Genomic DNA, 12,116 nt, shown 5'->3' with positions numbered 1-12,116 from the left:
ATGGCGCGCTGGCCGGCCCGCTTGCTTGTCGGCATGCTGTGCCTGCCGCTGGGCGGCTGCACGCAGCTGCGTTACTACACGCAGGCGGCGCAGGGGCAATATGCGCTGTGGTCCGGCGCGCGCCCGATCGGCGACTGGCTCGATGACCCGGCCACCGAGCCGCGTCTGAAAGTGCGCCTGGCCAAGGCGCAGCAAATTCGCCGCTTTGCCGTCAGCGAGCTGGATTTGCCCGACAATGGCAGCTACAAGAACTACGCCTCGCTGCGGCGCCCTTTCGTGCTGTGGAACGTGGTGGCCACGCCGGAACTGTCGCTGCAGCCGCTGCAATGGTGTTTTCCCATCGCCGGCTGCGTCAATTACCGCGGTTATTACAGCAAGGACGAGGCGCTCGCGTATGCCGCCGAACTGCGGGCCCAGCATTACGACGTGCAGGTGGGTGGCGTGCCCGCGTATTCCACGCTGGGCTGGTTCGACGATCCCTTGCTGTCGACCTTTATCAATTACAACGATGCGGAACTGGCGCGCCTGATCTTCCATGAACTGGCGCACCAGGTGGTGTACGTGCCCGGCGATTCGGCCTTCAACGAGTCGTTTGCCAGCGCCGTGGAAGAGGCGGGCGTGCAGCGCTGGCTGGCGCGCGAGGGCAATGACGCGATGCGCGCCGCGTACGACCAGTATGCGGCGCGGCGCCAGGATTTTTTGGCCCTGCTGTTGACATACCGGGGCGAACTGGAAGCCGTGTATGCGAGCGGCGCCAGCGATGCGGAGAAGCGCGCGCGCAAGGCGCAGGTGTTTGCGGCATTGCAAGATGCATATCAGGTACTCAAGCAAAACTGGGGTGGCTTTGCCGGTTACGACCGCTGGTTCGAGCAGCCATTGAGCAATGCACACCTGGCTTCCGTGTCTACCTACAATGAATTTTTGCCGGCCTTCAGAAAATTGCTGGAAGAAAAAAAGAACTTTCGTGCTTTTTATGCTGCAGTGCACACAATGGCCCAGATGAACAAGCCTGAGCGCAGGCGTGCGCTGGAACAATTGTCCAGCCCCTGACCCGTAAAGATTGTCCCGTACGCCGAGCCAGACGATCCTGCAACAGTGTATTTATCATGCTGCATTGCAGCATAAAATACCCTTAGAGTTGCCGCTCGAATACTGTTGAAAGCGCTTGCATGGAAGCGCGGCGCCCGATAGCATCGCATTAGTAGCATAGAGCAATTGCTCGTCAGAATGCTCAAACTGACTGCTGGACAACAGAATCCGCAGCAATGATCCGCGCCGGCAGGGTGCGCCGGCTCCCCCACGATTATTCGAGACAAGAGGCACAGGATGGAAAAAATTTGGCTGAAGTCGTATCCTCCCGGCGTCCCCGCCGACATCGATCCTGATCAATATCGTTCGCTGGTGCACTTGCTGGAAGAAGCGTTTCAAAAATATGCGGATCGCAATGCCTATGTCTGCATGGACAAATTTCTCACCTATGCCGAACTCGATACCTATTCGCGCCAGCTTGGTGCCTGGCTGCAAAGCCGTGGCCTGAAAAAGGGCGCCCGGGTGGCCCTGATGATGCCGAACGTGCTCCAGTATCCGGTGGCCATCGCCGCCGTCTTGCGCGCCGGCTACACGGTGGTCAACGTCAATCCTCTTTATACGCCGCGCGAACTCGAGCATCAGCTCAACGATTCGGGCAGCGAAGCGATCATCGTGCTGGAAAACTTTGCCCATACCTTGGAGCAAGTACTGGCCAAGACGGCCGTCAAGCACATCATCGTTGCCAGCATGGGCGAAATGCTGGGCGGCTTGAAGGGCGCAATCGTCAATTTTGTCGTGCGCAACGTCAAGAAGATGGTGCCCGCGTATTCCTTGCCGAACGCCATGCGTTTCAAGCAGGCGCTGGCGCTGGGCAGCCGCATGAAACTCACGCCTGTCGAGCTGAGCATCAATGACGCTGCCTTCCTGCAATACACGGGCGGCACGACGGGCGTGTCGAAAGGCGCGACCTTGAGCCACCGCAATGTGATCGCCAATGTGCTGCAGAGCGAAGCGTGGTCGGGCGCGGCGCTCGACCAGAACAGCAAGGAACAGATGATCGTCGTTTGCGCCTTGCCGCTGTACCATATCTTTGCCCTGACGGCGTGCGCGATGTGGGGCACGCGCGTGGGCGCCCTGAATATCCTGATCCCGAATCCACGCGATATCCCGGGCCTGATCAAGGAGCTGGGCAAGTACAAATTCAACCTGCTGCCAGCGGTCAATACCCTGTATAACGCGCTGGTGAACCATCCCGATTTCGCCAAGCTCGATTTCTCGGGCTTGAAGATCGCCAATGGTGGCGGCATGGCGGTGCAGCAAGCCGTCAATGACAAGTGGCTGCAAGTGACGGGCGTGTCCATCATCGAGGGTTATGGCCTGTCGGAAACGTCGCCCGTCGCCACCTGCAACCGCGCCGATACCACGGTGTTTTCCGGCACCATCGGCTTGCCCGTGCCGTCGACCGAGATCGCCATCCTCGACGATGACGGCAAGGAAGTGCCGCTGGGCCAGACGGGCGAAATCGCCATCCGTGGCCCGCAAGTGATGAGCGGCTACTGGAACCGTCCCGATGAAACGGCCAAGGTCATGACGCCTGATGGCTACTTCAAGTCGGGCGACGTGGGCATCATGGACGAGCGCGGCTATGTGAAGATCGTCGACCGCAAGAAAGACATGATCCTCGTCTCCGGCTTCAATGTGTATCCGAACGAAGTCGAGGCCGTCATCGCGGCCCATCCGGGCGTGCTCGAGTGCGCCTGCGTGGGCGTGCCGGACGAACACTCTGGCGAGGCCGTGAAAGTGTTTGTCGTGCGCAAGGATCCGAACCTGACCCAGGCGGTGCTGGCCGCGTATTGCAAGGAACAATTCACAGGCTACAAGCGGCCGAAATACATCGAGTTCCGCGATGAACTGCCGAAGACCAACGTTGGCAAGATTTTGCGTCGCGCCCTGCGTGACGAAACGAAGACAGCAGCATAAACAGTGCAGGGTGTGCGCATCAGGCTGCACACCCTTTTTACAGATAAAGATGAGGCATAGATGGACAAGATTTGGTTGAAGTCGTACCCGGACAGCATTCCCGCAGAGATTGATTGCACGCAATACCGGTCCGTCACGCATTTGCTGGAAGAGTCGTTCCAGAAATATGCGGACCGCAACGCGTTCGTGTGCATGGATAAATTCCTCACCTACCGCGAGCTCGACAAGCTGTCGCTGCAGATGGGCGCCTGGCTGCAAAGCAAGGGCCTGAAGACGGGCGCGCGCGTGGCGATCATGCTGCCGAACGTGCTCCAGTATCCGGTGGCCATGGCGGCGATTTTGCGCGCCGGCTACACGGTGGTCAACGTCAACCCGCTGTACACGCCCCGAGAATTGCAGCATCAGCTGATCGATTCGGGCAGCGAAGCGATCATCGTGCTGGAAAACTTCGCCACCACGGTCGAGCAGGTGCTGCCGCACACGCAGGTCAAGCACGTGATCGTCGCCACCATGGGCGACATGCTGGGCGGACTGAAAGGCACCATCGTCAACTTCGTCGTGCGCAAGATCAAGAAAATGGTGCCCGCGTTTTCCTTGCCGGGCGCCATCAGTTTCAACAAGATGCTGGCCGAAGGCGCACGCTTGAGCCTGACGCCGGTGCAGCAGGGGCATGACGATATCGTCTTCCTGCAATACACGGGCGGCACGACGGGCGTGTCGAAAGGGGCGATGTTGTTGCACCGTAACGTGATCGCCAACGTGCTGCAAAACGAGGCGTGGATTTCGCCCGTGATGACCAAGGAAATGCGCGCCACCTCGATGGGATTCATGTGCGCCTTGCCCCTGTATCACATCTATTCGCTGACGGTCAGCGCCCTGATGGGCATGCGCGTGGGCGGCTTGAACGTGCTGATCCCGAACCCGCGCGACATCCCCGGTTTCGTCAAGGAATTGTCCAAGCACAAGATCGTTGTTTTCCCGGCCGTCAACACCCTGTACAACGCGCTGCTGAACAATGCGGACTTCGCCAAGCTCGATTTCTCCAGCTACAAAGTGTGCAATGGCGGCGGCATGGCCTTGCAGCGTAACGTGGCCGAACGCTGGCTGAAACTGACGGGCTGCCCGCTGATCGAAGGCTATGGCATGTCGGAAACGTCGCCCGTGGTGACGGGCAACCGCGTCGATATCACGGAATTTACGGGCACCATCGGCTTGCCTTTCCCGTCGACGGAAGTGGCGATTCTCAACGACGATGGCGTCGAAGTGCCGCTGGGCGAGCCGGGCGAGATCGCCGTGCGCGGCCCGCAAGTGATGGCCGGCTACTGGCAGCGTCCGGACGAGACGGCCAAGTCGATGACGGCAGACGGCTTTTTCAAGACGGGCGACGTGGGCGTCATGGATGAACGCGGCTATGTAAAAATCGTGGATCGCAAGAAGGACATGATCATCGTGTCCGGCTTCAATGTGTATCCGAACGAAGTGGAAGACGTGGTCGCTTCCTGCCCTGGCGTGCTCGAGTGCGCCTGCATCGGCGTGCCGGACGCCAACGCGGGTGAAGCCGTGAAAGTGTTTGTCGTGCGCAAGGATCCGAACCTGACGGTGGAACAGATCCGTGAGCATTGCAAGCATGAATTGACGGCCTACAAGAAACCGAAATACATCGAGTTCCGCGATGAATTGCCGAAGACCAATGTCGGCAAGATCTTGCGCCGTCAATTGCGCGATGAAAAGAAGGTTGCCTAGTTCGCCGCCAGGCTTGTCTCCGCCGCCAGCTTCCGGCCTGGCCGGGCGGGCAAGCCGAAGCAGGGGCGCAGCCAGTTCACCTTGCTGATCAGCAGCGACGTCCCCAGCCAGCAAGTCGCCACCGTGCCGGCCAGTATCAGTAGCGGCTCCACCACGGGGCCCAGCTTCAGGGGCACGAGCCAGTAGGCCAGCACGATGATTGCGCTCTGGTGCAATATGTACCAGGGAAAGACGGCCTGGCGCGCCCATGGCAGCCAGGCAAATGGTTTATTCAGCAAGGTGTGCGACCAGCCCAGAATGGCGCAGATGGCCAGCCACATATACAGGTTGCGCATGGGCCAGGAGCCGAACGAGGCCCAGGTCAGCAGATTCTCCGAATAAATCTGGTCGAACGCCATGTACACGGCAAACGCGCCCAGGCCCAGCCACAGCGTATGCCAGCGCAGGCGCGCCAGTTCCGCCCACAATCCCATGTCATTGCCCAGCCACCAGCCATACACGAACAGCGTGAAATACATGGCGTGCGCATACCAGTCGTGCACTACCGCATGGGTTTCCGGATAGCGCATTTTGAGGAAGACTGTCGCGGCCAGTGCGGGCAGGGCCGGCAGGACGAGCAAACGCCAGCCACGCAGACGCTGGAAGTACGGTTTCATCCGCTCCAGCAGCGGCTGCAGCGCCACCAGCACGACGATGTACAGCAGCAAATACACGAGATACCACAGATGGTTCCAGGTAAAACCATATTGCCAGCCATCGAAGGCGCCTGCCGGCCAGGCGTAGCCGCCAAAATAATGGAGCAGGAATTGTCCATAACCAGGCTCGACCAGGCCCTTGCTGACGCCTTCGCAATATGGCTGGACGGGAATGATCACGGCCATGCCGAACAGCAGCGGCAGCAGCAGGCGCTTGGTCCTGCGCCACAGGAAGGCGCCGCGCGAGGCTTGCGTCATCATGGCGCACGAGACGCCGGAGATGAGGAAGACGATTTCCATGCGCCAGCGGTTGAGGAAGACCAGCGGCATGTTCAAGGCATCGGTGGCGTAGCTGCTGTGCATGTGAAAATTCCATCCATCCATGTACAGCAGGGCGGTGTGATAGACAATCAGCAGGCTGAAGACGAGAAAGCGCAAGGCGTCGATATCGTGGCGGCGGGAGTCCATGGTCATGATCGTGGGCGATTGATGAAGGAGGCCTCAGCATAGGCAGCGGCGGGGCTGCCAGCCAGCAAAATGGGACCAGTGGACGGCTGGCTGGGACGAATGGATCGCCTGGGACGGGTGTGGGACCTTACAATCATGTAACCAATTTATCGTCCGAGCCCATGCACATCGCTTCCACTGACTTGTTGCAACGTTATCAACGCTGGCGCCGCGTGGCCGAGCCAGGATTCTGGATCATGCTGACCCTGTTGCAGGCCAGCGTCAACAGCTGGCTCGTGTGGCTGGACCTGCGGCGCACCGGGGTCAATACACCGTTCTGGGAAGTGGCCGTGTGGGAATGGAGCAGCAATCTCGTGCTGCTGGCGCTGGTGCCTGTGGTCGTGCTGGCGGGACAGTACCGGCCCCTGCACCTGGTATTCCAGCGCCAGAACCTGCGCTGGCACTTGGCGGCGTCGGTCGTCTACAGCCTCGTGCATGTGGCGGCCATGGTGGCCTTGCGCAAGCTGGCGTACTGGAGTCAGGGCAGCGATTACGATTTCGGTAATTGGTGGCGCGAGCTGCCGTATGAATACCTGAAAGATGTGCGTGCTTACTTCCTCGTCTTGCTGGCCGTGGGCTTTTACCAGTTGCTGCTGATGCGCTGGCAAGGCGAGGCGACCCTGCTCGGCGAACCCGATGAAGGGCCGGCCGTGGAACCGGTAGAGCAGCCGGAACGCTTCCTCGTGCGCAAGCTGGGCAAGGATTTTTTGCTGCCCGCCGGCGACATCGAATGGATACAGGCCTGGGGCAATTATGTGAATTTGCACGTGCGTGGCCACGATTACCCGCTGCGCTCGACCATGGCCGCCATCGAGCGCCGCCTGGACGGTAAACGGTTCGTGCGCGTGCACCGCAGCTATATCGTCAACCTCGATTTCGTGCAGGCAATCGCACCACTGGAATCGGGCGATGCGCGCGCCGTGCTGACCACGGGCGGCGAGGTGCCCGTCAGCCGGCGCTACCGCGATGGCTTGAAAAGTAGTTGCTAGCTGCGTTGCACGCCCGCCTTGCCGTCCTGGACGGTAAAGCGCGCCAGTGTCGCGATGCTTGATGCGCTGTCGCGCACGTTCTCCAGGCCCTGGAACAAGGTCGTGGTTTTATCCGGCGTGATCTCCATCAGCATATAGCCGCGTTTGTCGCTGCGCCCGTAGCGGATGTGCGGGTTCATCGCCACGTACTGTTCCGTGCGCGCCTGTGGACGCGAGCTGGACGTGATGGAGGTGCCGCAAAACTCGGTGGCCAGCACGGGATTGTTCTTGCCGGTGGGCCGCATGGCGTTGCGGCTCAGTTCGGTGGCATAAAAGGTGTGCACGTCGCCAGACAGCACCAGCGGGTTGCTGGCCTTGCTGCTTTGCAAGGCGTCGAGCAGGTGCTGGCGCGCCATCGGATAGCCATCCCAGCCATCGGTCCAGACGCGTTCGTCGCCGGGCCGCAAAATCGGCACCTGGCTCGATTGCGCCATCAGGGTTTGCTGGGCCAGGATATTCCAGCGCGCGGGCGAATCATCGAGACCGGCTTGCAGCCAGCGCTGCTGTTCTTCGCCCAGCATCGTGCGTTGCGGTTTGCGCAGGTCGGGGCAATTGCGCGTGGTGACGGAATTGGAGCCGCCGCGGCCCGGCCTGGCGCACGCGTGATAGGCGCGGTATTGCCGGTCGTCCAGCATGTGGAAGCGCGCCAGGCGGCCCCAGTCGTAGCGCTGGTAGATGCGCATGTCGACAAAGCCCCGCCGCCCCAGCGGCAGCAAACGCAGCGGCATGTGTTCATAAAACGCCTGGTAGGCGGCCGCGCGGCGCTGCAAAAAGGTGGGCGTGAGCAACTCGTCGCGGTCATTGCCGTAATCGTTGGCCACTTCATGGTCGTCCCAGGTGACGATCCACGGCGCGGCCAGGTGCGCGCCCTGCAAGTCGCGGTCGCTCTTGTATTGCGCGTAGCGGGCGCGGTAGTCGTCCAGCGTAAAACTTTCATGCGTGCGCACGGCCCGGCCCGGGTGCTGCAACTGGTACGGCCCCCACTCATAGATGTAGTCGCCGAGGAAGGCCACCAGGTCGGGCGCCGCTGCGGCGATGTGCCGGTGCGCCGCATACGCGCCGAATTCCCAGTGCTGGCACGAGGCGACGGCCAGTTTCAGCGAGGAAGGCATGGCGCCGGACGCGGGCGCCGTGCGCGTGCGGCCCACGGGACTGACGGCGTCGCCCAGCATGAAACGGTACCAGTACCAGCGTCCGGGCGCGAGACCGCCCGCGTCGACGTGTACGCTGTGCGCGAGGGCGGGCATGGCCGTGGCTTGCCCCTTGGCGGCGATGCGGCGAAACGCTTCGTCTTCGGCCACTTCCCAGCGCACGTTCAGGGCGATGGCGGGCGTGGCGGCTGCGTGCAGCGGGTCGTGGCAGATGCGCGTCCACAGCACGACGGCGTCCGGCAAGGGTGAGCCGGAAGCGACACCGAGCGCAAACGGATAGCCGGCGCCATTCATGCGCGTGGCGGCGCTCGCGCTGGAACCGGACAGCACGCTGCCGGCCGCGGCCAGTGCCATGATGCGCGCAGCGCTTTGCAGGAAGATGCGGCGCTGGCTATCCATGGTGTGGAATGATTGCAACAATCAAGACGACAGCAAGGTCTCGATCGGCGGCACCTTGCGCGGCTTGCGGTCGGAGTCCGTCGCCACGTAGATCAGGGTTGCTTCCGTGACTTTCACGATGCACGCCTGCAGGCGGTTGCGCTCGGCATATACCTCGACATTGACAGTGATCGAAGTATTGCCGACCTTGACGATGTCGGCGTAGAAGGAGAGCAGATCGCCGACGAAGACGGGGTTTTTGAAGACGAAGGAATTGACGGCGATGGTGGCGACGCGGCCGTTGGCGCGCCGCGTGGCCGGCAGGGAACCGGCGATATCGACCTGCGCCATGATCCAGCCGCCGAAGACGTCGCCGTATACATTGGCATCGGACGGCGCGGGCATCATGCGCAATTCCGGCATTTTTCCGGCGGGCAGGCCGGAGGCGAGGCAGTTGTCGGGACGGTCTGGGGAGGTGCTCATCTTTTATTCTCATGAAAGGCTACAATTGCCCCGATTGAACCATAAAAAGCCGACCTTCGCCATGCGCCGTTCCCAGACTTCCCCTCCGCCCCGCTCGCCCGCTTCCGCCAGCCACAGCGATTTCGCCACCATCAAGACCTTGCTGCCGTATCTCTGGGTCTACAAATGGCGGGTGCTGCTGGCGCTGCTATGCCTGGTGGGCGCCAAGCTGGCCAACGTGGGCGTGCCCCTGATCCTGAAAAAACTCGTCGACGCCATGACGATCACGGCGGCCCATCCGCAAGCGCTGCTGGTGCTGCCCGTCGGCTTGCTGGTGGCCTACGGCTTGCTGCGCCTGTCGACCACCTTGTTTACGGAACTGCGCGAATTCCTGTTCGCCCGGGTCACGCAGCGGGCCGTGCGCACCATCGCGCTGCAAGTGTTCCGCCACCTGCATGCCTTGTCCCTGCGTTTTCATTTGAACCGCCAGACGGGCGGCATGACGCGCGACATCGAACGGGGCACGCGCAGCGTCGGCTCGCTCATTTCCTACACCCTGTTCAACATCCTGCCGACCCTGGTGGAAATCACCCTCGTGCTCGGCTACCTGGTCTTGCATTACGACATCTGGTTCACCGTCATCACGGCGGTGGCGCTCGTGTCGTATATCGCGTTTACCGTGCTGGTGACGAACTGGCGCACGCATTTCCGCCGCACCATGAACGACCTCGATTCGAAGGCCAATACCAAGGCCATCGATTCGCTGATCAACTATGAAACCGTCAAATATTTCGGCAACGAGGATTACGAAGCGAAGCGCTACGACGAAGGCTTGCAGCGCTATGAATCGGCGGCCGTGAAATCGCAGACTTCCTTGTCCCTGCTGAACACGGGCCAGTCCCTGATCATCGCCACGGCCGTCACCCTGATCCTGTGGCGCGCGACGGTGGGCGTGATCGCCGGCACGATGACCCTGGGCGACCTGGTGCTGGTGAACGCCTTCATGATCCAGCTGTATATCCCCCTCAATTTCCTGGGTGTGATTTACCGCGAAATCAAGCAAAGCCTGGCCGACATGGAACGCCTGTTTTCCTTGCTGAACGAAAACCGCGAAATCGCCGACACGCCGGAAGCGCAGCCGCTCGTCACGCGGGGCGCGGCCGTGCGCTTTGCGCACGTGGATTTCAGCTATGAAGCCAAGCGGCAAATCCTGTTCGACGTGGATTTCCAGATCCCCGCCGGCACGACGACAGCCGTGGTGGGCCACAGCGGCTCGGGCAAGTCGACCCTGTCGCGCTTGCTGTTCCGCTTCTATGAAGTCGATGGCGGCGGCATCACCATCGATGGCCAGGATTTGCGCAACATCACACAGGATTCCCTGCGCGCGGCCATCGGCATCGTGCCGCAGGATACGGTCTTGTTCAACGACACCATCGAATACAACATCGCCTACGGCAAGCCGGGCGCCAGCAAGGAGGCCATCGTGGCGGCGGCGAAAGCGGCATCGATCCATGATTTTATTGAAAGCTTGCCAGATGGCTACAACTCCATGGTGGGCGAGCGGGGCTTGAAATTGTCGGGCGGCGAAAAGCAGCGCGTGGCGATTGCCCGCACCTTGCTGAAAGACCCGGCGATATTGATCTTCGACGAGGCCACTTCGGCGCTCGACTCCAAGGCCGAGCAGGCGATCCAGTCGCAGCTGAAGGACATCGCCAAGAACCGCACCACCCTGGTCATCGCGCACCGTTTGTCGACGGTGGCCGACGCCCAGCAAATCCTCGTGCTCGACCACGGCCGCATCGTCGAGCGGGGCACGCATCCGCAATTGCTGGCGCTCGACGGCCTGTACGCGCAGATGTGGCAACGCCAGCAGGCGAACATGGACGATGAGGCGCAAGAGGATGAGTTGGCGGGTCTGGCGCCGGCAAAATAAATCGGGAATGTGAAATCAGTAGGAAAAATGCTACAGCCGCGCTGATTCCAGCGCGCGTATAGCGCCTATTTGCGGGCAATCGCAGAAAATGGCTGGTCGGGTGCTGAAAATGAAATAAAATTAATTCCAATGGTGGCGTCTGCACCACAGTTGTTTCGTTCGGAGTCCATCCGGTTTGTCCGCCCAGGAGAATTTATGAAATTGACCAAAATCATCGCCACGCTGCTCAGCGTCGGTGTCATCAGCAGCATGTCGCCAGTCCAGGCTCAGGAATTGACCGGCACCTTGGCCAAGATCAAGAAAGCCGGTTCCGTCACCCTCGGTGTGCGCGACGGCTCCGTGCCCTTCTCCTATCTCGACGACAAGCAGCAATACCAGGGTTATTCGATCGACCTGTGCATGAAAGTCGTCACGGCCCTGCAAAAGCACCTGGGTCTGAGCGAACTGAAAGTGGTGATGAGCCCCGTCACGTCGGCCAACCGCATCCCGCTGATGGCAAACGGCACCATCGACCTCGAATGCGGCTCGACGACGAACAACCTGGAGCGCCAGCAGCAAGTGGCATTCGCCCCGACCATGTTCGTCATCGGCAACCGCGTGCTGGCGAAAAAATCCTCGAACATCAAGACCCTGGAAGACTTGCGCGGCAAGACCCTGGTCGCCACGGCCGGCACGTCGACCATCAAGCAGATGACGATCCTGAACAAGGAAAAGAACCTGGGGATGAATATCGCCGTCGGCAAGGATCATCCCGAGTCGTTCCTGATGCTGGAAACGGGCCGCGCGGTGGCCGAAGCCAACGACGACATTTTGCTGGCGTCGCAAGTGGCCAACTCGAAAAACCCGAACGACTACGAAATCACCAAGGAAGCGCTGTCAGTCGAGCCGTACGGCATCATGCTGCGCAAGGGCGACCCGGCCTTCAAGAAAGTGGTCGACGATGCGCTGATCCGCCTGTACAAGAGCGACGACATCAACCGCATTTACGCGAAATGGTTTACCTCGCCGATCCCGCCGAAAAACATCAATCTGAAATTCCCCATGCCGCCGCAATTGAAGGCCGTGTTTGCCAATCCGACCGACTCCGGCGACCCTGCCGCGTATGCGGCCGTACCGGAAGCGCAGAAGACGTCGGACAAGCGGAAAAAGTAAAGATTGCGTAACAAACCGGGGGGCGCAAGCCTCCCGATTTATTTGCGGGACGGGTGGC

General features: G+C 60.9%; 9 protein-coding genes. 6 read left to right on the top strand and 3 right to left on the bottom strand.

Annotated elements, in window-relative coordinates; all coding sequences use genetic code 11:
* The 3 genes from OPV09_RS28165 to OPV09_RS28155 all read left to right on the top strand — a co-directional run bounded on the left by OPV09_RS28165 (position 1) and on the right by OPV09_RS28155 (position 4,752).
* The gene (locus OPV09_RS28165; protein ID WP_081368391.1) at positions 1-1,050 is read left to right on the top strand and encodes an aminopeptidase; all 1,050 of its coding nucleotides are present in this window, start codon (positions 1-3) and stop codon (positions 1,048-1,050) included.
* Positions 1,051-1,326: 276 nt separating this feature from the next.
* The gene (locus tag OPV09_RS28160) at positions 1,327-3,009 is read left to right on the top strand and encodes a long-chain fatty acid--CoA ligase (protein ID WP_070302822.1); all 1,683 of its coding nucleotides are present in this window, start codon (positions 1,327-1,329) and stop codon (positions 3,007-3,009) included.
* A gap of 60 nt (positions 3,010-3,069) precedes the next feature.
* On the top strand, positions 3,070-4,752 hold the full coding sequence (locus OPV09_RS28155; protein ID WP_338680058.1) for a long-chain-fatty-acid--CoA ligase: 1,683 nt from the start codon (positions 3,070-3,072) through the stop codon (positions 4,750-4,752).
* Here OPV09_RS28155 and OPV09_RS28150 read toward each other — a convergent pair.
* Complete coding sequence (locus OPV09_RS28150; protein ID WP_338680057.1) at positions 4,749-5,921, bottom strand: acyltransferase family protein; 1,173 nt, start codon at positions 5,919-5,921, stop codon at positions 4,749-4,751. The two genes, OPV09_RS28155 and OPV09_RS28150, sit on opposite strands and share 4 nt — an antisense overlap.
* A gap of 155 nt (positions 5,922-6,076) precedes the next feature.
* Between OPV09_RS28150 and OPV09_RS28145 the strand changes: the two genes are divergently transcribed.
* Positions 6,077-6,943 carry a LytTR family DNA-binding domain-containing protein gene (locus OPV09_RS28145; protein ID WP_338680055.1) on the top strand — a complete coding sequence of 289 codons (867 nt, stop codon included), beginning with the start codon at positions 6,077-6,079 and terminating at the stop codon, positions 6,941-6,943.
* On the opposite strand, the gene OPV09_RS28140 is transcribed toward OPV09_RS28145, so the two are convergent.
* Together OPV09_RS28140 and OPV09_RS28135 are read right to left on the bottom strand one after the other, a co-directional pair.
* Positions 6,940-8,532 (bottom strand): alkaline phosphatase D family protein, encoded by a 1,593-nt coding sequence (locus OPV09_RS28140; protein WP_338680054.1) that lies wholly within the window; start codon positions 8,530-8,532, stop codon positions 6,940-6,942. The two genes, OPV09_RS28145 and OPV09_RS28140, sit on opposite strands and share 4 nt — an antisense overlap.
* Positions 8,533-8,553: 21 nt before the next feature.
* Positions 8,554-8,919 carry an acyl-CoA thioesterase gene (locus OPV09_RS28135; protein ID WP_223278886.1) on the bottom strand — a complete coding sequence of 122 codons (366 nt, stop codon included), beginning with the start codon at positions 8,917-8,919 and terminating at the stop codon, positions 8,554-8,556.
* Between the two features lie 136 nt (positions 8,920-9,055).
* Between OPV09_RS28135 and OPV09_RS28130 the strand changes: the two genes are divergently transcribed.
* Together OPV09_RS28130 and OPV09_RS28125 are read left to right on the top strand one after the other, a co-directional pair.
* Complete coding sequence (locus OPV09_RS28130) at positions 9,056-10,906, top strand: ABCB family ABC transporter ATP-binding protein/permease (protein ID WP_034747574.1); 1,851 nt, start codon at positions 9,056-9,058, stop codon at positions 10,904-10,906.
* Between the two features lie 195 nt (positions 10,907-11,101).
* Complete coding sequence (locus tag OPV09_RS28125; protein WP_034745472.1) at positions 11,102-12,058, top strand: amino acid ABC transporter substrate-binding protein; 957 nt, start codon at positions 11,102-11,104, stop codon at positions 12,056-12,058.
* Positions 12,059-12,116: the final 58 nt, after the last annotated feature.

This window comes from Janthinobacterium sp. TB1-E2, assembly GCF_036885605.1.
In the GTDB taxonomy this organism is placed as follows: Bacteria; Pseudomonadota; Gammaproteobacteria; order Burkholderiales; family Burkholderiaceae_D; genus Janthinobacterium; species Janthinobacterium aestuarii.
The sequence above is the reverse complement of the archived record's forward strand: the minus strand, read 5'-3'. Positions and strand labels throughout refer to the sequence as shown.

Bases quoted from the DNA above. Each gene is read 5' to 3' on its own strand.
- OPV09_RS28165 (WP_081368391.1), top strand. From the start codon at position 1: ATGGCGCGCTGGCCGGCCCGCTTGCTTGTCGGCATGCTGTGCCTGCCG.
- OPV09_RS28160 (WP_070302822.1), top strand. From the start codon at position 1,327: ATGGAAAAAATTTGGCTGAAGTCGTATCCTCCCGGCGTCCCCGCCGAC.
- OPV09_RS28155 (WP_338680058.1), top strand. From the start codon at position 3,070: ATGGACAAGATTTGGTTGAAGTCGTACCCGGACAGCATTCCCGCAGAG.
- OPV09_RS28150 (WP_338680057.1), bottom strand. From the start codon at position 5,921: ATGACCATGGACTCCCGCCGCCACGATATCGACGCCTTGCGCTTTCTC.
- OPV09_RS28145 (WP_338680055.1), top strand. From the start codon at position 6,077: ATGCACATCGCTTCCACTGACTTGTTGCAACGTTATCAACGCTGGCGC.
- OPV09_RS28140 (WP_338680054.1), bottom strand. From the start codon at position 8,532: ATGGATAGCCAGCGCCGCATCTTCCTGCAAAGCGCTGCGCGCATCATG.
- OPV09_RS28135 (WP_223278886.1), bottom strand. From the start codon at position 8,919: ATGATGCCCGCGCCGTCCGATGCCAATGTATACGGCGACGTCTTCGGC.
- OPV09_RS28130 (WP_034747574.1), top strand. From the start codon at position 9,056: ATGCGCCGTTCCCAGACTTCCCCTCCGCCCCGCTCGCCCGCTTCCGCC.
- OPV09_RS28125 (WP_034745472.1), top strand. From the start codon at position 11,102: ATGAAATTGACCAAAATCATCGCCACGCTGCTCAGCGTCGGTGTCATC.